Raw genomic sequence first — 22,542 nt, 5'->3', positions numbered from 1 at the left:
GGCGCAGGCGCCTTGTTCCGTGGGGCCGCTGTGGCCGGGGGGCAATGCAGATTCGCATGGTGTCACCTCTTCATAGTTTTAATTCTATGGTAAATGACAAGCTATGCGTCTGCAAGAGAAAGAGGTTTGGAGTTACGAAACTATCCATCAAAGTACTTTTCTTTTTTAAATCACATAATCATCACATAAAGAGAGCTTGAAAACACCGGATTCACAAGAGAAGTACTCAAAAATAAGCTTCTTCAATCACATAACCATCACATAAAACGTTTTTCAGCCTAAGCCCACATCGGAATATACTTTGCATATTTTTTTGATTTACTAGTAGCATCATAGTCCTTAACCAGTCCAGCAGTAACCGTATCTGCAATAATCCTAGATACTGTGGCATAATTTCTTTCTTCAATCTTGAAACGTTCGCGTAATGATTGATTTGTCATTGCGTCGGACGATACATACTTTAAGCAACAATGCTGATAACACGCACGGATTTTATCTTCCTTATCCATCTGTCTCAATGTTTTATAAGCATATAAGATGACTCGTAAGAAATTGTCTCCCTCAATAAAGTTTGGTGCTGGCAATTGATATAGTTCAACAGAATCTATCACTTTATCAATACCGCTCCCTCGCTCTTCGCAGACATTAATCCGTCGCATAAAGCTAGCTAGTTTCTCATTTCTGGATTGTGGACTATGATCAATAAATCGTAACGTACTAATAATTGGTTTGCCTGGGTTACTTATTTCAATACGGTCTTTGAATATTTCAACCATTGGACCGGTTCCAGATTCGGTAAAATCCTGGTGAATGATAGCATTGGCTACCAATTCGCGAATAGCAAGTTCTGGATACATTTTTACTTCTTTCCGGAATGTTCGGCCAATCTCCTCATTGGTTGGGAGTTGGTCATTTATATAATTAATAAGTCCCTCAAAACCCACGGCATACCCGTTTCCGCCAACATGCTCTTTAATTGTTTTTAATCGGTTCTTACCTTTATAAATAATTACACGGACTGCCTTACGCTGTAACTTTTCAAAATCTCTTAACTGCCGGGCAAATAAAATTGCTCCCATATTAGTAATATGATACTCCCCTTTTTCATGGACTATCATGTTTTCTTCTGCCAGTTTTTCAAGGATACCGTTCTTATTGGCTGGCAGATTAAGATTTAGCAAATTAAAGAAGCTAGGGTATTCAAACAATCTTAGTATTTCATCCTCACTCACATTTATCTTAGCCAGCCCTAGCTCAAAAGCAATTTGACTAGTCTTAAGCCATATCTTGCGGGCCTTTTCCGGAAAATCAGCAAGTTTTTTCTTATAAGACCCTATCCTGATATATTCCACGCCTCGAAAAGCGACAGGTATATGCGCGGTAGCATCAATTTCAAAGACAACAACATTATGCTCATGGTATTCAAACTCATGTATTGTGAAGTCAATATGCGGCTTAAGCTGGGTAGCAAGCCAATTTTCTATTTCCTGCTGACCTATTTTTTCTTGTCGCGGACGAAAAGCGGTCCCTTTAACAGCATGAGTGACATCTTCAATACCGAACACAAGATAGGCACTGCCCTTATCATGAAGGCACGCACCATTTGATAATGCTGATAAATATTCGCCAATTTGTTGAGGATCAGCATTATTCTCTTTAAATTCTACCCATTCCGTCTCTTTAGGTAACAGCCGCAACTCATCTAAGATCCGGCTCAGACGTTCTTGCATTTGAAGCCCCCCAGCTATGTAAATCTCAGTATTTGGTTACTCACACTTTAGAAGGGACGTGGGGTCAGGTACGTCGTCCCTTTTCCAGCTTTCTTTCCTAAATCCACAACATACTGCCACTAATAGATTGATACCTTTGTCAGCACTATTTCTGCATCTTATAAATTTTGTTGCCCTTATGGTTGCCTATCTTCTCAATCCAAGTCACTCATCAAACTCTGCTGTCTTAAATTTCAAGACATTACAGTTCTCTTTCACCACGCGCTGCAGCGAATCGTCAAAATTGGCATCAGCTTCAACCTCAATCTCAATAGCGATCTTGACATGTACGCCTGGTTTAGCCGTAAAGTTACTGATGACTTCATCCACTAAATCATTAAACTGTAACTTGACACGAACTGGATCCAGCTCAATGCTGCCGTAAAAATGTTTCTTAGCTGTCGGATTAGACGGTGGCACCGGTTGTCCTGGCGTAGCTGGCGGTACATGGCCGCCAGTAATAGTAATTCCACCTTCTGGCGGAACCTCTCTCACCCCACCACGCCCCGGTTCTGGCTGAAACGCAGTTTGCTGCTCTGCCCGCTTTTTCTCCTCAAATATAGCAGCACTCGGCTCAACCAACAGGAGTGAATTGTCCATAAATATTCCCGTGCGACTACCGAAGGTAAAGCCCAGATATTTGTCGCCCTCTTTGCCTTGTGCCAAGCCAAAGAAATCTCGGCTCGTTGAACCGGCTTCGATGGCTAACTGATACACTGTGTCATCTTTGAGACGCGGCATGTATAAATAAGCGCAACTCTTCTGCCACACATCGGTCGCTCCGGCATCGGGTGCGTCCTTCCAAAACCAGTCTTGCAGTAATTTGGCCAGATGAACGGGCGCCCACTCGGTAATAAGAACTTCATTTTCCTTTAACACTCGTAATACTTCAGCCGCCATATTAGACGCGCTGGCATTGATGGAGAAATGCTCCCAACGAATTTCCGAGACTCCCCTACCGGGAATTGCCTCTTGCATGGGGGACAAAATCCATTTATAGGCTTCTTGAACCATACGCACTAGAGCTTTACTTGCTCCATCAAGACTCTGGTTGGCTTGCTTGAGTTGAAACTGATCTAGATTAAGCCGCATATCCCGACTATCATCAACAATCGATTTCCAAGCAAGCATCGAGCGAACTTGATCTTTGAGCCTGCTTACCACATCATAGTCAGCCGCCAAAAACAGTAAGCGGTTTTGCTTTTGCCTGGGCTGGTCACCCCTGAATCGTAAAATCTCCAAAGCCCGGTCTGTCGCCAGTGCCGGTGTGCTGTGGCTATAGGCTGCCGCTGGTGGTAGCACCACCAACCTGAGATGCTCATCATCTGCAATGTCACTACTGACAGTAAAGACATGAACAGAATTAAACATACTACCGCCCAAGCTGCGTCGCAACCGGTCGCGAATTTCAGGAATTACTTCTTCTTTATCATTAAAACGACGCTTGCGTTCCTCCATCTCTCGACGAAGGTTGGGCTTGGTATCAAACCAGAAGCGATTGTTTGCATGGTTGATGTAATGCAACCGATCTTCCAACCGACGCACGGCATCTTTGAAAAGACCTACCGTCTGTCCCGGCTGGGCTACCCCTAAGAGCAGTCGTTCCTGTTCCAAACCTCGTACCATTTGGTTAGATGAGCTAGGAGCACTCCCCAGGAAAACCGTACGCGCTGCGCGGCGACAGGCTTGCACACTACCAAAGCGAGTATCATGGTTTTCAATGGCTGTAGTCTCGGCGCGGTCGCCATCGATGTCGCGTTCCAATACCGGGTCCCAGCCGGCAGGTAGATAATATATGGCCTCGTTGCGAGCGTCAGCATCATACAGCGGCAAACTGCCTGGCAGAATCAGCAAGTCTTGGTTATTATCTTTCCATAACCGATGGATTACCTTAGCCATTAGCTTGAGTACGCCCCGGGTACGCTGGAAATTATCCAAAGAAGACCAATCCTCATAGAGCCGATCGAACACCTCAGGATGAATAGGATAAGCACTAAGTAACCGGTCATAATAGCGACTTTCCTGGGTTTCTCGGGGAAAGTCCTGCCCGTTTTCCAAATAGTAGTCGGCAAAACTCCGGCAGACTTGTTCGGCCTCCTGTCTATCTATGATATCGGCAAACAACCGCCGCCGCACAATCTCAAAGGCTTCTTCAGTAGCCACCGGTTTCCACAATGCATGAACCCGGCCAAATACTTTTTCCAGGCTTTCCTTGGCAAGAACGCCTTCCATACGATCCAGGGCTTTTTGGCCGCGAACACTGCCAGCTTCAGACTGTTTGGATTCTGTCAGCGATGCAAGTAGGATAGCCCGTGGTACAGCTTTGAGCGCCTGAGTAAGATTTTGAATAAAAGTCAGGTTTGATTCGAAAGTCCCGCCCGGATAACTGCGTCCTTCCTCAAACTGGCGCACATAAGCCGCCAACTCATCCGCCAGGATAACCACCGGTTCGCGTGAAGAGAGAAGCTGTTCAAGCAATTCCGAATCAGGAGCTGTACCGTTCATATCACTGGCCTCTATCTGCCGATAAGCTTCTAAGCCCCCAATCTGCCAGGCAAGTTCTCCCCACAAAGTCCGCACTGTCACGCCGTCACGTAGCTTAGGCTGGCTCGGGGCAAACCGTGTGCCGTCCAGCACGACAATACTAGCCTGGGGCAACTCTGTTACCCCTGCCATATCGAGGATGGGCGGAATACCAGCTAACTCGCTAGCTGCCACATTTCCTTTCGCCAAATGATAAACTGCCAACATGGTGTGGGTTTTACCACCACCAAATGACGTCTGCAACTGAATAACTGGGTCACCGCCCAGTCCGGATAAACGACGTACCACAGAATCCAGTAGTAGCTTCATGCCTTCAGTGATAAAGGTGCGCTGATAAAATAGCGCCGCATTCTGATACTCTGCCGTCGCTGTCCCTTCATGTACCCGCGAGAGATCGGCTGCAAATTCGGCTTGCTGAAAAGTCCCTTTTAACACATCTTCATGGGGAATGGCGATTTCACGCCATGGTTTGAGGCTCATGGAGCCACCTCCTACATGTCGAGTTCCGTTTGTGTGCCAACATGGCCCACTTTATAGGACTCCTGTTCAATACCCTGCCAGGAGTTGATAAATTCGTTATAGGCTCGGGCTTCTTCGGCCCAACCTTTTAGTTCGCAGAGATTATAGAGTCGATAAGACAACGCCCTTGCTGGTTCGGCCACAGCAGGCATGGCGGACAACAGTTGTCCTGCCGCAGCTTCGCCTTCATGATTTAGCGCCCGGATAAGCTGGTGTAGCCCTTCCCATATTGGAGTGTGCGTATCCTTGCGGGGCGACCAGTCACTGGGTAACTCCGCCCATCGCAGCAGACGGAACTTACCACCACTGCTTTCAGCCACACCGGCATGTTGCAGACTGTTAACACTAGTGCCCTTGGATTTGGAGAGCACTTCGGCTACACCGTACTGTCCTTCACCCCAACCTGAGTCTTCAAACCAACTCAAGCAAAACTGAGTTTCCTGCTCAAAGTCACCCTGAGCTAAGAATCGACTAATAAGGTTGTAAGCAGACCCCACTGACATAGGTCTGCCATCTGCCTCCAACACAGCAGCATAGCAGCTGAAAATAGCCATACCTGGACCAATGATGGCTTGAGACAGATCCACGGGCGCCACTGGCGAGTTTATGCCTCCACGAGTCATCTCATCTAAGGCTTCAGGGAGCACAGCATTAAGTTCTCTTATGAAGTCGCGACGTGAAATAGTTGCATCAGTGTCCCGTTTTCGACAGACAAGAACGATGCTGGAAGCAAGGGCGTTGGTGCCATTTCCAACAACTCGGCCCTCTTTTTCGGTACGCAATGGCCACGTCCCAGTTATAGCAAATCCGGCTTGTAATACCGCTTCTAAAAATGTTTCCCATCCAGTGCTAAAGATGCCTACATCGTTCTTAGTGCTTGATTGTTTAAAGGCGTAATAAATCGCCACTGGAAAGGCCGGGTGAGATTGTTCAGCTAATCCGTGAATTGCCCGGGTCATGCCATTAAGAAAAAAAGTCTCTGCTTGTTCTTTTCCGCCATGTCGATAGGCAGTGGCAACTAATTCTTCGGCCTTGGGTACTGCCAATGTGGCATATAGACTGGGGAACACAGTTTTTAACGATTTACGCAGCCAGGTATAAAAAAAGTCTGAAAGATCAGCATAGCCGATATTGTCATAATACGGTGGGTCGGTAGATACTACTTTATTATTCGATAAAGTTTGAGCTGTGGCATCTGCCTGCAATGATTTTCCAGGTATACCTACTCCTAGTACAGAAAAACCTTTTATCTGACGTTCAAACAAATTATTGAAACTTCCCGACGAATTACAAAAAGGATTACTTTCAGCATAATCCCAGACCATAGGAATAGCTTGTCGTGCGAAAACACTCCTCATTTGTGCATTAGTTGAATTCCATCCGCAAATGGACGAAGAATGATTAGCAACTTGGTTCACTAGAAGCGACAAATACACTCCCACAGCTTCTGAATACGCTCTTGCCCCCAAGCCACCTTCATCTAAGCCCATTCCGCCGTCGGCCACGCCAGAGGCAATAGCGTCAACGTACGCTTTCGATATAGATTCTTGCACAAGATCAGAAAACGTGGACAAGACTACTAATTGCCGCGGAGTAAAAAGATCACCCCATTCTTTTAGTCCGTAAGGAACACATGTACCTCCTGTTAATCTTGCTGGTACTTCTCCCACCGGTTTCCAATGTGGTTGAGCTTGTTCAGCTATGCTTTCCATCTCCATTGTAGGCGAAATATATATCCTACCACTAGGTCCTTCCGCAACAATCGCCATTAGCCTAGCACTCATTCGCTTAGCTTGACCTTCCGCTTTAATATAATCACCTGAGATTGTAGCGTCCGACAATAGGCAATGAAAATTTGCACCGTGCCCACTTGCCTTAGTACCGTTATTCGCATTTACAGGAGGTATTCCAAGCCTTACGCAAAAGTTATAGCCATTCTCTGTAACTACTGGCTCCACATAAGCCTCTTTGCCCACTTTACTAGAGAGAACAAAGCTAGAAACCAGCGGCACATCCACATGAGAATAAGCTGGATTCGGACTTTTTACCGTTCGAGCCCAAAGCCAAGCAATTACTGTTAGCTTTTCGCCTCTTAACAGCTTCAAGTCCGGCCGTTCTATTGCCATTTCTTTAGTAATCTCCACTTTCGGATACAAATGCCCGATTCGTTTCTCGGCCTCAGTTCGCATCCAAATACCATACCGGCGCACATCTTCAGCCAGTCCTTTCGCTCCAGACCAATCTTCCATAAAAGAAGATTGTTTTTCCCCTGACGTGATAGGTCCAACAGGTGCTCGCCCCGCGAACTTGGGCGGAATCTCAATCATGGCCTTATTAATAGTCACCGCCACCGGGTTAAGGTCAGAGGCCCAAGCTTCCAATCCCAGACGCTGCGCTTCCAACGGTAGCGACCCACCACCAGCGAAAGGGTCATGAAAGGCAGGTATCTTGTCTGGGTTGAACAATTCCTCAGCCTGGGGATGGTTTCTATTCAGTTGGCAGGTTTCACGCCAGGATTTCAAAATCTCCTCGCGAGCTTCCTGTAGCACTTCTTCGTTATTGGTATTTTCCCAAAGCACTAAGCGTTCCAGAATGCCAAAGAGCCGTTCGCGTTCCAGGGTGGCCTTTTCTTTGTTGACGCCCCGGCCTAAGTGCCGCTCATAGCCTGGATCATTGACCATCTGAGCAAAGATAACGGCACGGGCTGCCGCTAAGGGGCGACGTGCCCACCAGAGATGTAATGTGCTGGGATGACCGTGACGGATGGATTTTTCCCTTGCCGCCGCCGCGTTGATAGCGTCTAGCGGCAAAGCCACTTCAATTAGTTTTTTTGGTGTTTTGATGTCTACCATGTTTTCTCCGCCTTATCTTGGTCGTTTTGCTCGAGCCAGTAGTTGCCCAAGGTCTAAATTCTTACTTGTTTCGGCCCAATCGGGCTCTTGTCTAAAGGGCTCTCGTATGTAGTAAGGACCTTCTAGCTGCTCACCCTCCACCAAAACAATGGCAAGAATAAACTTTTCTTGTTGGTTCAAACCATAGAGAATTTCGTTACGGGTAACTGTGATGGTCGTACTGCCCTTGACACGTCCTTTGACTTCGATATGCCGGGCTGGTGGAAGTTTACCATCAACTGCTTGGGGAATGCTAGTAACATCCCAACCGCATTTCTCCGTTGAGACGTCATATACCTCATGCCCCAAAGCTCGTTCAGCCGCCATAACAGCTTGCATAGCCACGATTTCCACCCGCCGGCGAGCATCGGCATCAGCTGACCAACCTGGTTGCCCTTTGCGTTGAATCAAAAGACCCGCAGGTATCACTAGTGCACCGCCCACAATAACTGGCGTGGCTGAAACCACATGACGCATACCTTCCAACTCGGCAGTCCGGGTTTGCAGGCGGGCGCTCATGTCGTCTACCGTTCGCAGTGCATTTTCGTAATTGATCAGTGGCTGCTTACCAGCTGCCACACCTTCTTTTAATTTAATAGCGCGGTCCTGCCAGTAATTGATTTCTTTCATCAAGCGCTCATGTACTGCGGTCAGTATCTTGTTTACTCGCCCTTCACGGTGAGTCTTTACTTCAATAAAATGTTCGGGTACCAGTTGGCTTGAGGCATAATGCAGGGCTAATTGCTCAAAATTTTGGGTTAACCACGGCGCATTAAACACATCCTGCACCAGTAGCAAGTCTTTCGGATCGAAAGTCTCCAAGTCTAGGTGTGGTGCCCAACCGGCGTTAATGGCTTTGCCATCAGGGTCGATCTCTATGAACTGCATCCGCCGGGAAACCACTTGACTGGGGTCAGTACCTTCTTTTACTGAGTGGTCGATGATAAACAACATTTTTGGTGTCAGGCCCATATCGGCAGGGTCCACTAATAAAGCCCCTTGTTTCAGTTTATTGCGGTGCTGTTCCAATACAATGTCGGTAACCGCTTGCATAAGCGGATGAGCCGGATGGACAAAACTAGCCATAGGTGCACCAATACGGTCTAACATGCGGACATATTGTTTTTCAAAACAGACTCGTTCGTAGCGACGCAGCACTGGATTGGCGTTCTTACGGTCACGTCCGGAAATCTGCCGGTCCCGCTCGCGGATGATGGCTGGTACATGGGTAATTTCAAAACGCCCGGGTTCCCTCTGTCTGAGGCCCCCACCAAGCTGCTCAAAAGCCTTTTGGAAGAAAGCACGAATAAAATAAGGTTGTAGTTTGCGCGCTTCGGCTTTTTCCATTTCCTCTTTAATTGCATAGAGGCGACGTTCATCCATCACCTCTTCGCAGAGTGCGTTGCGTTTGATAATATCTTCTAGGTGTGCTGTGTCAAGCGCTCCATCCACTTTTCTCAGCAGGTTGGCCCGAACTTCCGGGTCATCACCATAGCGTATGGCTTCGATGAGCAAATCTTTAAGGCTCTTTTCCTCAAAGATTTCGCCCAGAATATCAAAAACCCGCCCTCCCAGGGCTTGCCGCTCATTTTCCAATTTTTCTAAGAGGCGCTGAAATACGTCACCTTCGCGAGTTTCTGCCGCCACTATGTTCCACAGATGACATACCTCAGTCTGTCCAATCCTGTGAATCCGGCCAAAGCGCTGCTCCAGCCGGTTTGGGTTCCAGGGAAGATCGTAATTAACCATAAGATTGGCGTTTTGCAGATTAACACCTTCGCCCGCAGCATCGGTGGCAATGAGCACCCTCAGTTTAGAGTCATTGCGGAACATTTCCTGCACCTTGCGCCGTTGCTCACGGGCAACGCCACCATGTATTACATCTACCGCCTCATCACTGCCTAAAAGACCGCGAATTTTGACAGTTAGGTAGTTTAGTGTATCTTTATGCTCGGTGAACAGGATAAGTTTGCGCTGCCGCCCGTCAGCATCCCGCATCTCCGGCGTATTTTGCAAGAGGTTGGACAGTTCCTCCCATTTGCGGTCTTGGTCGGAATGAACCACTTGACGGGCTTGTTCCTCCAGTTCTTTTAGGATGAGGATTTCTGCCTCTAGCTCTTGAATAGTCTGGGCCGCAGTAGCCTGATCTACTACCTTTTCTTCGAAACTCTCATAGTCCTCTGCAGATAAAGCGTCCGCGGCTTCCCAAACATCGTCAGTGCTGCCGTTGGGCGCGATGTTTTCGGCGAGAATTTGGCCACGTTGACGTAGTTTTTCCTCTTCCACCCGCCGTGACAGCTTTTCCCTGCGGCGTTTAAGTGATTGGTAAATGGCTTCCGGGCTGGAAGCCAAGCGACGTTGCAACGAGGTCAGCGCAAAGCCGACAGTACCTTTGCGACTACCGTCTTCGAGGCGATCGGCCTTATTCATTTCTTCTTTTACATAGTCTGTTACTGAATAGTAGAGCGCCGCTTCAGCATCAGATAATTTATAGTTTACTGTGTTGGCCCGCCGTTCGGGAAAGAGTGGTGTTCCATCAAACTTTCGTAGGTCTTCCTTTATCATACGACGCATCAGGTCGCTTACGTCTACTTTGTGCGCACCATCGCGGAATTTGCCATAGAAACGATCAGAATCCAGCAGGGAAAGGAACAGTTGAAACTCTTCTTCCTTGCCATTATGGGGGGTTGCTGTCATGAGCAAGAAATGCCGGGTGATTGAGCCTAGCAGTTCTCCCAGCAGGAAGCGTTTGGTCTTGCTGATTTTTTTACCAGAGTAGCTGGCAGATAGTTTGTGCGCTTCATCGACCACCACCAAATCCCAATGGCTGAGCCGCAGTTTTTCCTGCAATTCTTCGCTACGTGAGAGCTGATCTACCCTCGCAACCATAAGATCAATGTCTTCAAAAGGATTACCACTCCGCAACTCACCCACTTGCTCACGCGAAAAAATAGTAAATGAAAGTCCGAATTTCTCATACATTTCATCCTGCCACTGTTCCACCAAGCTGCCAGGAGCCACGATAAGCACCCGACGGGCATCTGCTCGCATCAAAAGTTCCCGGATAAAAAGACCTGCCATAATGGTTTTACCGGCACCAGGGTCATCAGCCAGCACAAATCGCAGTGGTTGGCGCGGCAACATAGATTCATAAACTGCTGTAATCTGATGGGGCAACGGTTCAACATTGGAAGTGTGTACGGCCATCATAGGGTCAAATAAATGCGCCAAGTTAATTCGATAAGCTTCGGTGACCAGTTTAAACTCAGCCCCTGGCGCATCAAATGCCCAAGGACGACCGGCTTCAGCCAAAGACAAATTGGCCTCATCAGTACGGAATAACATCCGTTCTAATAGGCGCCCATCCGGTGTTTTATAATACACAGTAATAGCATTATCACCGACTGCCTCGGTCGTAACCACACGGACAACTTCCCCAGGTTCAACACCTGCAATCGCTGCATTTTTCTTTATATCTTCCAGTTTCATTGCGACTTACCCCATCCTGATTCTACAATGTCGAAATATTCATTTTTCGGTTTAACATGGCTTTACGTTACAAAAATTTCGTTACGTTAGCCTTTATTTCCTTCAATTCTGCGTTAATTTATTCACTTCAACTATTATTCCCATATTTCTACAACATTTCTATAGTATATTAGTAAATCCTTTTTGTATTACCAAATTAAAACAATTTGTTTTCTTGGTGCCTATAAAGCTGTTGCTATCGATAATTACCACTCAATACAATCATATCCTGAAGCAATCGCTCATCGCCCCACATCCAACGGACCACCGTTCCTCCCCAGGGGCCGCTATCGCTGGAACCGTAGTCCTGCCAACTGCCTATTCAAAGTCTGGGCAGAGCAGCAGGGGAATCAGCTAACACTCCCATCCCTGCCGACCTTCCTCGCAGCCTACGCCACAATGCAGCCAGCGCAGCGAAACGCCACCGCTGCACAGACTGCCAGCAGCTCCGACCCCGCTCGCTCCAGGGGTTACCGGGGCGCCCGAAGCTATGCGGCTGCAACCGGCCGCCGATTGAATGGGCGCTCAAAGGCTATCGCCTTTCGCTCAGGGCGGTCATCCAATAAGGCCTCCTTGTGCAACCACGACAGCCAGAAAGGCCCTCTTACCCAAAAAACGGGGTAACAAAATGTTGTCAAGACCCACGAGACTTTGAACATGAAAAAGACTCCGCAATGACTGCGAAGTCTTATAGATATTGGTGCCGAGGACCGGAATCGAACCGGTACGGGTATTTCTACCCGCGGGATTTTAAGTCCCGTGCGTCTGCCAGTTCCGCCACCCCGGCATGGTATGATATATAGAAAGCCACTCATGCGGCTTCTTTATTTATTTGGAGGCGACACCCAGATTTGAACTGGGGAATAGAGGTTTTGCAGACCTCTGCCTTACCACTTGGCTATGTCGCCACTAAAATGGAGCGGAAAACGAGATTCGAACTCGCGACCCTCGCCTTGGCAAGGCGATGCTCTACCGCTGAGCTACTTCCGCTTAAATGGTGCCTCAGGACAGAATCGAACTGTCGACACGAGGATTTTCAGTCCTCTGCTCTACCGACTGAGCTACCGAGGCATATGCAGCTGTCTATAAACGCCCATCTTCGTTGTTGCTCCTGCGATCCGTTGCTCAACGTGCTCTCGTGTACGCCTCCGCTACGGTTCTCGTCGCGCCTAGCATATGGACATTTCTAGCCACCCGCAGGGGCTAAGGTAAATGGCGACCCTGAACGGATTTGAACCGTCGATCTCCGCCGTGACAGGGCGGCATGTTAGACCGCTACACCACAGGGCCGCGTGCAATCGCAATACTTAGTATATATGAGCCTTCGAATAAAGTCAATACTACAAAAATTCTCTTGACCTCGAAAGCAGTGCGACGGAATTTATTATATCCTACTATAGCAAAAGCGTCAAGTGTTTTTCTCAAACACATTCACTCAGTAAGCTCAGTAAGTACCTTCTTAACGGTTTCTTGCACTTGTTCAGGATCAAAGGGCTTAATGACAAAGCCAGATGCCCCGGCTTTGAGTGCATCTGAAATAATACTCTTCTGCCCAATGGCAGTTACCATGACAATACGCGCTAACGGGTCCTCTTCGTGAATATGCTTCACCGCCTGGATTCCGTCCATAACTGGCATTGTAATATCCATGGTTACCAAATCTGGTTTAAACTGACGATAGAGCTGCACTGCTTGTTTGCCATCACCGGCTTCCGCAACAATCTCATGTCCCATACCTATTAAGAGGTTTTTTACCATCATCCGCATGAACGCAGAATCATCACATACTAGAACTCTTGACATTGAAATCACTCCCCACTGCTACTCCACCTATTACTATAATTTCAACCTTACATTTTCAAGTGTCGGAATCAAATTATCATTTAACTTTGTCTCAAGATCAGGCAATGTCCTTGAATCAAAAGCAGTTATCATGATCGGCACCCGTTTCAGCCGAATTTCGCCAAAAAATTCATCCCGAAAAATATTATAGTTTATTGTCAAATTACTCTCGGCCGCAAAGTCACTATAATCCATTATAACATAAGAACCGTTCAATGCTTTAATCGGTTTTTCCGGACTGATAAAAAGCGTAAAACCGGCTATCTGTGCTGGCAGTTTGGCACTATACGGCCATTCTAGAACCTTCTTGCTAGTAATTTGCGTACATACAGAACTAGGATCAAAAATCGCTAATTGCCGCAGTGTTTTTTCCATACGTTCTGTCAAAACTTTTTCAAAGGCTGCCAAGTCCGGTGTGAAAAAAGTTATGTCACAAAATTCCGTTAAGCCAATGACAATACGAATCAGAAAATCTTTTGTCGCTTCATCATACAAACCAGTAAAACTCCGGCGGGCTTGTTGATTATTGTAGGTAAAAATACGATATTGCGAACCGCAAGTCATTAATTCGTTAATTAAAGTAAACCCAAAAATCTCTTGGGGGAATTTTTTTAAAAACTCCCATTCTGCCACTTGCTCAATAATTTTTTCCATACTTTGGCCCTCCGATTCCTCTATACCTATATTCGTGAGCATACACAAAAAACCTGCTAACAAAGTAACCAAAAACTAAGTTCAGAATACTATGAAGTAACTTCTTGGTAAGAGCAAACCGTCAGTAATAGGGAGGGAAAATCATGGTAAGACGTTGGGGAGGATTAGTGGCAATCCTACTTGTAATCTCGTTACTCCTTACTGCCTGCAGTCAGGCACCGGCCACACAAGTAGCTCCGGCTAAGGGTCCGGCCTGGGCTCCTGGGCTCACAGCACTGCCACAGGAAACAGTTATCAAGGTTGGTATGAAACAAGTTATTTCTGATGCTGGAATTCTTATTGGTATGGCCAAAGGCTATTACCAGGATGTCGGCATTAAAATTGAACCAATCCAATTTAATACCGGCCAGGAAATGATTAATCAACTAGCCGCAGGCCAGTTGGATGTAGGCGCCACAGTCACGGCCTCTGGGCTATTAAACGCTATGTCCCGTGACATACCTGTTAAAATTGTTGCCGATAAAGGAATTAATGTACCCGGACAAGGCTATTACCGCCTGGTTATACGAAAAGACCTAGCCACTAGTGTTAAAGACTTTGCTGACTTGCGCGGCAAAAAAATTGCAGTTGTTGGTACAGCCTCACTTGATGAAATATGTCTGGCCAGAGTATTAGCTAAGGGTGGTTTGACAACTAAGGATATTGATATGCAAGTCATCCGGGCCTTTCCCGATATGCTTGTATCGCTTGGTAACAAAAGCATTGATGCTGCTATGGTCATCGAACCTTTTGTAACGCAAGGCATAGTCAAAGGGATTGTTGACCCTTGGAAAGACCCGTCTGAATATGACCCTGATGCGCAAATTGCCCTATTAGTCTACGGCACAAGCATGACTACCCGGCCTGATGTCGCCAACCGCTTTATGACTGCCTATGTAAAAGCCATGCGCGACTACAATGACGCCTTCTTCAAAAATAAGAACAAAGCCGAAGTCATCGAGATACTGTGTAAGCAGTCGGTAATCAAAGACCCTGCTTTATATGAAAAAATGTTTCCCACAGGCTTAAATCCTGATGGTTACCTACGGATGAACGGCATAGCTGCTGACTTAGCCTGGTACAAGGAAAATAACTTACTCAAATCGGAAATCACACTAGAAGAAGCTGTCGATAACCGCTATGTAGACTTTGCTGTAAAAACCTTGGGAAACTATCAATAACCCTATGTCAACCATCAGGAGTTGGTAAATAATGAAAACAGCTATTTCTATCCTATCGCCGTTGACGCTGCTACTGCTTTGGGAAGCAGCCGCCTATATAGGTTTTGTTGACACTCGCTTGCTCTCTAGCCCTTCGCTCATTTTACAGTCGTTTTTCCCATTGCTTCTATCCGGAGACCTTGTCTACAACACCTGGGTAAGTGTTTTACGAGTTATCGCGGGCTTTGTCGCCGGTTCTATTCCGGCTATCCTACTTGGCATGAGTATGGGCCTTTCTCCTTTTGTCCGCTCTGCTATCGAACCCATGATCGCAGCTACTTATCCTATTCCCAAGCTAGCCCTTATGCCGCTCATTCTCCTCATCTTTGGCCTCGGGGAAACCTCCAAAATATTTACCATTGCCATCGGCGTGTTTTATCTTGTGGTGATTAATACGATGGCCGGGGTTTTAAACATTGACAAAATCTATCTGGAAGTGGCCCAAAACTTTGGTGCCAGCCGTAAAGACTTCTATCTCACAGTAGCCTTACCGGGAGCCCTGCCGATGATTTTTGCCGGACTAAAGTTAGGAATGGGTATGGCACTCATCCTGATTGTCGCCGCCGAGATGTCAGCAGCCAAGGCTGGTGTAGGCTGGATGATCTGGCGCTCCTATGACATGTTTGATATTGAGCAGATGTTTGTGGCGCTGATTACGCTTTCCGTACTTGGTTATATCTTTGCCCTTGCGCTTGACTTTCTGGAACGCCTGGTGCTTCCATGGAAACAACCCAGCTAAGGGAACACTAAAGGAGGTGCAGTCATGCCTTACGACAGCGCCAGCATTATTTTACGTCATCTTGGCAAGGCCTTTGTTACTGCCCGTGGTCAGGTTACCGCTCTGACTGACATCAATATTTCTATTGGTGATGGCGAATTTTTTTCTATTGTCGGTCCCAGCGGTTGTGGCAAAACTACCCTGCTGCGCATTCTCGCTGGCCTGGATGTAGCCTCAAGTGGTACTACTAGTATCAAAGTTACAACAGATAATCGACCAGTAAACTCTATGGTATTTCAGGAACAATCTATCTTTCCCTGGCTAACCGTTATCGATAATGTCGCCTATGGCCTAAAACTGCGAGGTATTTCTAAAAAAGAACGGTATCAAATTGCCGAGAAATATATTCGCATGATTGGCCTGACTAAGTTTACCAAAACCTATCCGCATCAGCTTTCCGGCGGTATGAAACAACGGGTAAGTGTCGCCCGCGCCTTTGCCAATGACCCCGAAATTTTACTAATGGATGAGCCCTTCGGTGCCCTTGATGAGCAAAACAGAATCCTTTTACAGCAAGAACTGCTACGGATTTGGGAGGTAAGCAAGAAAACCACTGTTTTCATAACCCACAGCATTGATGAGGCTCTCTGCCTCAGTGACCGCATCTTAATTATGACGGCACATCCTGGCACCGTGAAGTCAATTGTAACGGTAGACCTGCCCCGCCCCCGCGATATTGCCGCTATCAGAACTACTATGCGATATAACGAGTTATTCCAGTCGATTTGGTTGACATTACGGGAAGAAGTATTGAAGGTGAAAGACCGGGAATTGGCTGACAACTAACATACAAAACACTGAGATTAACTTCTCAGTGTTTTTGTGCAGCAGGGGCTTCCATATTATAACAAAAGAGCCTTTCGGCTCTTTATATACTCTTGCACAATTTCATATATAAACTAATTTGCATATCTAGCAGTTGACTTGCTTTAAGCACTTTCGGATGGGATACCCCAAAAACAAGGGCATGATTATGCATTTTAGAGCGCAGTTTTTCAATCCTTTTACAAATTGACACTAACCTTCTATTCATACATTCCCCTCCTGATCTTAATTTTCAAAGAACTATTCCATATTTTACATATTCAACGCAATATTGTAAATCCCTCTTAAGAAAGAAAGATTCTTTTTAAAAATTAAATTTTCCTATTTTATGGGAATTAAAGGCAACTGCAAGCATTCCTGTGGGCGTAAACCTACATCCAACCGCATAAATTTCGTAAAATAAAAAAGACTACAAAGGATATAAACCCTTGTAGTCTCTACATTTATGTGGCAGGGGCAGAAGGACTTGAACCCTCAACCAATGGTTTTGGAGACCACTACTCTACCAATTGAGCTATACCCCTAGATGGAGCGGAAAACGAGATTCGAACTCGCGACCCTCGCCTTGGCAAGGCGATGCTCTACCGCTGAGCTACTTCCGCATATTCGACTTTCGACCTTAGATGTTCGATTTTCGTCTTACTTATCGAATGTCGTATATCGAACGTCGAAGGTCAAGAATGGCGACCCAGATCGGATTTGAACCGACGACCTCCGCCGTGACAGGGCGGCATTCTAACCGCTAAACTACTGGGCCGTGTTATTTACTATCTCCCTGACGAGTTTTAATATTACCATGCTTTTGACATAATATCAATAGTTTTTTAATGGAATTCCTATATTTTTTTAGTATAGCTCTATTATTATCTATATTTGGGTCGAAATGCTACGGTAAAGCCCTGCTATCTGGAAATTAATCAAACTCCGGAAGATATGGCGCAAACTCCTGCTAATGAAAAATATTATACTGATGCATTTTCCGGTAAATAGTGCTACGGGCAACGCCCATTATCTTAGCAACATAACTAACATTCCCTTTGGATTTAAAAAGTAGGTCAATTATCTGCTGTCTTTCTTGCTCACTTAGATTGTGCTTCATTTTTACTGGCTCACGAAAATTAACTGGTTTTGCTGTGGTGGAAGTCGGAATACTTATGCCTTTATTATCGATAATAAGCTCTGGTAAATGCTCCAGCCGAATTATATCACCTTCAATTACGTTTATTGCCCTTTCTGCAATATTTTGTAATTCACGAACATTGCCTGGCCAGTCATATTGTTCGAGCAACAGGTATACTTCAGCATCAACTTTAATAGTCCGTCCCAATTCATTTGCCATTTTCGTAAGGATGGAATTAAAAATAAGCAGTATATCCTCCCGTCGTTCCCGTAACGGCGGAATTTGGATAGAAATAACATTTAACCGGTAATATAGGTCTTGGCGAAAATTACCCTGTTCGACCTCATGCGCTAAGTTTTTATTAGTAGCGCAAATGATTCGTAAATCAATTGGGATAAGCTTATTATCACCTATTCTAGTTAGTTTGCGTTCTTGTAGTACTCTGAGTAAAGTGACTTGCAGCTCCAGAGGCATGTCCCCTATCTCGTCGAGGAAGAGGGTCCCACCTGACGCAAATTCGAATTTTCCCGGTCTCCCGCCACGTTTTGCTCCGGTAAAAGCGCCATCCGCATAGCCGAATAATTCGCTCCCGATCAATTCTCTGGGGATAGCGCCACAGTTAACAGCTACAAAGGGACCTTTTCGCCGTGCACTCTGATTATGAATTGCTTGCGCAAAAACCTCTTTTCCTGTACCACTTTCCCCTTCGATAAGCACGTTAGACATACAACTAGCAGCTTGGGAGGCCGTTTGAATAGTCTTCAAGATTGCCGAACTTTGCCCGATAATGTCACTAAGTCGGAAAGCAGCCTGAGCACCGCTTAAGCGGTTAATTAGATTATGCACCTTTTTTATGGAGCGCAGTAAAATAACTCCCCCTGCTAACATTCCCTGATCATCAAAGATTGGCCGACCAGAGGACATGCAGTGCAGTCGTCCTAAACTTGCATCAATAAAAATTTCAATATCATTATAAGCTTCCTGACGCTCAAAAACACCTTCAACAAAGGATGCCTCGCTGCCAGCTAATTCTTTTACAGACTTATTGAGCAGAGCCGAACCTGGCTTACCGAAAATTTCTTCAACTACCAGATTTACTTGCCTGATAATTCCTTTATCATCAATTATTATGACCCCATCTGACATAGTATTGAAAATGTTATCCATGCGGTTATAAGCCAATACTATTTCCCGGTTCTTTTCCCGTATTTTCAAAGTCTGGTAAGCATACTTTGATATCGTATTAGCTACAGAAAAAAGAACATTAGCTGCTGCCTGAATCTTTTCTTCTTGAATAACTGGGATTTTTTTAATTTCAGTTATATATTTATCCGGGTTCACGCCGATTTCGTTAGCAATTTTTAGGCATTGTTCTTCATTAGGAGCTGCCGTCAAGATTTGTCCCCCAAATATTGCGCCAATTGAGATTCCATCCAATATAATAGGAGCGACAAAATCAATCAAACCAGCGTGACAATGGTACACAGCAGGCCTTCCCGTACGGATTGCTTCTGCTATCCCCATCATATCAATCTCCTGACAGCGCCTTCGCCCAACCTGGGTCGACCTCATGATATTTGTACAGAACTCACAAAAATGGCTTGGGCGGGTTATCGCATTACCGTCATTATCCTCAGTTAAGCTGCCCATACCGACACTTAAGGCAAAGTTATCTTGAAATTCCTGGAGAAAGGACAAATCAATAAGTTCAGTCAATCTTACTGTAGTCATTGTTACTGTTCACTCCCCCTCGATAGCCATTTCGCCCCGCGGCCTGAAGCAATTTTCTACTATAATTTTACCACTTTACATAGAACTTTGCTGAAGATAATAATTCCAGCAGACAAATGCCTTACAGTTCGGGGCTTTGAACTGTAAGGCATTTATCTTAGTACGCGAGTCAAGACTCCCGACTCTACAGGCGGCGTTAATTCAGGTGGAGTAGACTCTCCACCTGAATCCCCAATGTTTCAGCTATGCTGAAACGAGTTCACTCAATCCGGGTGTTAGTAAGGTCTAACTATAATCTTAATATTCTGTTCTTTCCGGTTTACCAGTTCCTCAAAACCCTTTTCAATAATATCGTCAATACTTATCTTACCGGTAATCATCGGCTCAACATTTATTCTGCCATCTGATATAAGTTGGATAGCAGGAGCAAACTCGCCATAATATCCCAAACAGCCTTTTACATCTTTTTCAGTGAAGGACAACGCATTAAAATTCAAAGCAGTTTCTCTTTCATAAATACCTACAATAACTACCTTACCAGCTGATCGTGCGCATTCAATGGCAGTAGGGGTTGCTTTATCACTGCCTACACAGTCAAGCACAACATCGGCGCCACCATGGGTAAGTTCCTTGACTTTAGCCACTACGTCAATTTGCGTAGGATCCAGAACTTCATTGGCACCTACCTGTAGAGCAAGCTCTTTCCGGGCCTTGGCTACTTCGATACAATAAATTTGGCAGGCACCAGCGGCCTTTGCGGCCATAATAGCCCCCATGCCAATAGTCCCTGCACCAACAACAACTACAGTTTCACCGATCATGACCGGTGCGCGGCGCACGGCGTGAATGGCTACAGCTAGCGGTTCAACCAGAGCGGCTGTTTCATAAGACATTTCATTGGGGATTTTATACATTGTATACGCAGGAACATTTACATACTCGGCAAAAGCACCATCAGTCATTAGTCCGGTAAAAGCAAGTTTCTCGCATAGGCTGTATCGATTCTCTTTGCAGCGCGGGCATTCCCAACATACTTGACAAGCATCAGGAGCAACCCTATCACCGACTTTAACATTCGTAACGCCAGGACCGATCTCTACTACTTGCCCGGAAAATTCATGACCAAGAACTATCGGTGCTGTGTCTCCAGTCAAGGCATGCGGTTTATCTACTGGAATGAAAATTGGGCCAGCCAAATATTCGTGTAGATCTGAGCCACAAATCCCACACCACTCTACCTTAACTTTGACCCAACCTTCTTTGGGGCTTGGCGGTTCTGGAATATCCATAACCCGAACATCTTTTTTGGCATACCATACTGCTGCTTTCATCGAAAAGATCCCCCTTTATTATTAAACGCTATCACCACACCATTATTTATTGCAAAAAGCATGCCAATATTTTGAATTATCGTACGATTTAAACAAGTCTGCGAAATTGAAGCATTTTGTTTAGATTGGAAAAGCAACGCTACAACCTGGCTTGTAGCAAAGTGTTTCGATAATTTGCAAAGTGTCTTCATGCAAACCCATAATCAATACTACACATTGCAACATTTCATCCTAAAACCAATATTCATGGAACAGCTTAAAAGGCCACAGCACCACAACATCCTGCCTTTGGTATAAACCAGAGCACTAACCAGCCTCCTAACAGAAAATTCAACGGGTTTAAGGTTTGGAAATTACTGGCATGGTACTTGCATTAAAGTCACAGGTAAGGTTTTTTGTCTAATAATTCAGACATTAAATTTAGAAAAAAGGAGGGATACTTATGACAACTACATCCTTGTTTGCTAAGTAGAAGCCCTGTTGCCGATGACGAGAATAGTAAATCCAAAAGGAGGTCACTCGGGTGGAGGAAAAAAAGAGTTCATTTGAACTAGGAACTTTTACTTATGGAATAAGCAATACGATCATAATCCTGGTTTTAAGTTTAGCCATATGGTTTTTGTGGGGACTTGATATCGAAACACTGTTTCCCGGAATGTTCGGAGCCTATTTGTTTTGGGCGGTACTATGTATTGTATTTTTAGGATTTTGCGGTGAATCATGGCCGTTCACCAAATTGCCGCAGCCACAGGCTGGAATATTGGCCCTTCTTGTCACGCTGATCTTAGATGTTATTATTGTAAATACCCTAAGTGGCTACGGCAGCGTAATTCCGACCTTCAGCACTGCACCAGGCGGTACCGGCTGGACTGCTATAGCGATGATTGTTTTATTTGGCTTTTACGGTTACGGCGTACAGTCTAATAATATGGATCACTGGCCGTGGAAAGATATCGGTATCAAACAACCCTATGTAGGAATAATTGAGATTTTTGTCGGTACCTTTATTACCGGAGTACTTTACTTTCTGCTGATGTATCCAACTCTGGCGGCTTATGCAAGCAAAATTCAGCCACTCCTTCCTTTACCTACTGTTGTTGGCTGGTTTTACTCGGTTGTAGTGTTTTGGTTGACTTCCGCTCTACTATGGGAAAACTGGCCCTGGACAATATTCAGTTCGCGGGCTGCTAAAGCAATTGCCTCATTGTTCGGTAACTTTTTGGGCGGTACTATTGTATTTTACTTCTTTATGTACCTATTGCAATTTTTTTTAATTCCGGTAGATGCTCAAAAAGCTTTGGGCGATGGTATTACACTGTGGCCGGCACAATTAGGAGTATGCATAGCGGGAGTAGAGCTTGCCATGCTCTTATGCTTCCAAAGCTGGCCGACAGCCGGCAGTTTGTCTACCAGGTTAATAATTCGAACCATTATCGCCTTCGCGGTAGGTATACTAGTTTTTTATATCTACACCAGATGGTTTGGCTTTGTACTGCAAGAAGCACCAGTCACCAAGAGCTTTGGCGGCAATCCGTTACTATTTATGGACTTATTTAACTGTGTATTGTTAATATACACAGTGTATTTCGCCAGCTGGCCTTTGAAATTACAAAAATAATCTCTATTCCACTGAATAAGGGGCTGTGCTGAAATTATAACTTCAGCATAGCCCCTGCTTGCTCTCCACACTTATATTATACTTTATAATTCATTTGCCAAATTGTAGAGCTGCTCGGTCAAACTAGTTATTT

General features: G+C 45.6%; 13 protein-coding genes and 8 tRNA genes. 4 read left to right on the top strand and 17 right to left on the bottom strand.

Features of this window, described 5'->3' with window-relative positions; all coding sequences use genetic code 11:
* Positions 1-278: 278 nt before the first annotated feature.
* The 11 genes from ACZ449_RS06565 to ACZ449_RS06515 form a co-directional block, all read right to left on the bottom strand.
* Positions 279-1,730, bottom strand: coding sequence for an ATP-binding protein (locus tag ACZ449_RS06565; protein WP_464260240.1), 1,452 nt, complete (start codon positions 1,728-1,730; stop codon positions 279-281).
* 204 nt (positions 1,731-1,934) lie between these two features.
* A complete protein-coding gene (locus ACZ449_RS06560; RefSeq protein ID WP_464260239.1) occupies positions 1,935-4,793 on the bottom strand; it encodes an ATP-binding protein in 2,859 nt (952 codons plus the stop codon).
* 11 nt (positions 4,794-4,804) lie between these two features.
* Positions 4,805-7,684: a DUF1156 domain-containing protein gene (locus ACZ449_RS06555; protein WP_464260238.1), complete on the bottom strand. Its 2,880-nt coding sequence runs from the start codon at positions 7,682-7,684 to the stop codon at positions 4,805-4,807.
* A gap of 12 nt (positions 7,685-7,696) precedes the next feature.
* Positions 7,697-11,212 (bottom strand): helicase-related protein, encoded by a 3,516-nt coding sequence (locus ACZ449_RS06550; protein WP_464260237.1) that lies wholly within the window; start codon positions 11,210-11,212, stop codon positions 7,697-7,699.
* Between the two features lie 737 nt (positions 11,213-11,949).
* A tRNA-Leu gene (locus ACZ449_RS06545) sits at positions 11,950-12,038 on the bottom strand.
* 46 nt (positions 12,039-12,084) lie between these two features.
* A tRNA-Cys gene (locus ACZ449_RS06540) sits at positions 12,085-12,159 on the bottom strand.
* A gap of 7 nt (positions 12,160-12,166) precedes the next feature.
* A tRNA-Gly gene (locus ACZ449_RS06535) sits at positions 12,167-12,241 on the bottom strand.
* A gap of 5 nt (positions 12,242-12,246) precedes the next feature.
* Positions 12,247-12,322, bottom strand: a tRNA-Phe gene (locus ACZ449_RS06530).
* 142 nt (positions 12,323-12,464) lie between these two features.
* Positions 12,465-12,541: transfer RNA gene (locus ACZ449_RS06525), tRNA-Asp, on the bottom strand.
* Positions 12,542-12,682: 141 nt separating this feature from the next.
* Positions 12,683-13,054 carry a response regulator gene (locus tag ACZ449_RS06520; protein WP_464260236.1) on the bottom strand — a complete coding sequence of 124 codons (372 nt, stop codon included), beginning with the start codon at positions 13,052-13,054 and terminating at the stop codon, positions 12,683-12,685.
* Positions 13,055-13,087: 33 nt separating this feature from the next.
* Complete coding sequence (locus ACZ449_RS06515) at positions 13,088-13,747, bottom strand: hypothetical protein (RefSeq protein WP_464260235.1); 660 nt, start codon at positions 13,745-13,747, stop codon at positions 13,088-13,090.
* Between the two features lie 143 nt (positions 13,748-13,890).
* On the opposite strand from ACZ449_RS06515, the gene ACZ449_RS06510 reads away from it, so the two are divergent.
* From ACZ449_RS06510 to ACZ449_RS06500, 3 genes are read left to right on the top strand one after another with little or no spacing between them, the layout of a single operon-like run.
* The gene (locus tag ACZ449_RS06510) at positions 13,891-14,967 is read left to right on the top strand and encodes an ABC transporter substrate-binding protein (RefSeq protein WP_464260234.1); all 1,077 of its coding nucleotides are present in this window, start codon (positions 13,891-13,893) and stop codon (positions 14,965-14,967) included.
* 31 nt (positions 14,968-14,998) lie between these two features.
* On the top strand, positions 14,999-15,745 hold the full coding sequence (locus tag ACZ449_RS06505) for an ABC transporter permease (protein WP_464260233.1): 747 nt from the start codon (positions 14,999-15,001) through the stop codon (positions 15,743-15,745).
* Positions 15,746-15,769: 24 nt separating this feature from the next.
* Positions 15,770-16,570: an ABC transporter ATP-binding protein gene (locus ACZ449_RS06500; RefSeq protein ID WP_464260232.1), complete on the top strand. Its 801-nt coding sequence runs from the start codon at positions 15,770-15,772 to the stop codon at positions 16,568-16,570.
* A gap of 82 nt (positions 16,571-16,652) precedes the next feature.
* On the opposite strand, the gene ACZ449_RS06495 is transcribed toward ACZ449_RS06500, so the two are convergent.
* The 6 genes from ACZ449_RS06495 to ACZ449_RS06470 form a co-directional block, all read right to left on the bottom strand.
* Positions 16,653-16,817, bottom strand: a complete 165-nt coding sequence (locus ACZ449_RS06495; RefSeq protein WP_464260231.1) for a Spo0E family sporulation regulatory protein-aspartic acid phosphatase — start codon at positions 16,815-16,817, stop codon at positions 16,653-16,655.
* 240 nt (positions 16,818-17,057) lie between these two features.
* Positions 17,058-17,133, bottom strand: a tRNA-Trp gene (locus ACZ449_RS06490).
* A gap of 3 nt (positions 17,134-17,136) precedes the next feature.
* Positions 17,137-17,211 (bottom strand) — tRNA-Gly (locus tag ACZ449_RS06485).
* 79 nt (positions 17,212-17,290) lie between these two features.
* Positions 17,291-17,366 (bottom strand) — tRNA-Asp (locus ACZ449_RS06480).
* A 192-nt stretch (positions 17,367-17,558) separates the two neighbouring features.
* Positions 17,559-19,460: a sigma 54-interacting transcriptional regulator gene (locus ACZ449_RS06475; RefSeq protein ID WP_464260230.1), complete on the bottom strand. Its 1,902-nt coding sequence runs from the start codon at positions 19,458-19,460 to the stop codon at positions 17,559-17,561.
* A gap of 275 nt (positions 19,461-19,735) precedes the next feature.
* Positions 19,736-20,791: a 2,3-butanediol dehydrogenase gene (locus ACZ449_RS06470; RefSeq protein WP_464260229.1), complete on the bottom strand. Its 1,056-nt coding sequence runs from the start codon at positions 20,789-20,791 to the stop codon at positions 19,736-19,738.
* Between the two features lie 523 nt (positions 20,792-21,314).
* On the opposite strand from ACZ449_RS06470, the gene ACZ449_RS06465 reads away from it, so the two are divergent.
* Positions 21,315-22,409, top strand: a complete 1,095-nt coding sequence (locus ACZ449_RS06465) for a hypothetical protein (protein WP_464260228.1) — start codon at positions 21,315-21,317, stop codon at positions 22,407-22,409.
* Positions 22,410-22,542: the final 133 nt, after the last annotated feature.

The sequence above is a fragment of the Desulfosporomusa polytropa genome (assembly GCF_055380075.1).
This window is presented reverse-complemented; position numbering and strand designations above follow the sequence as displayed.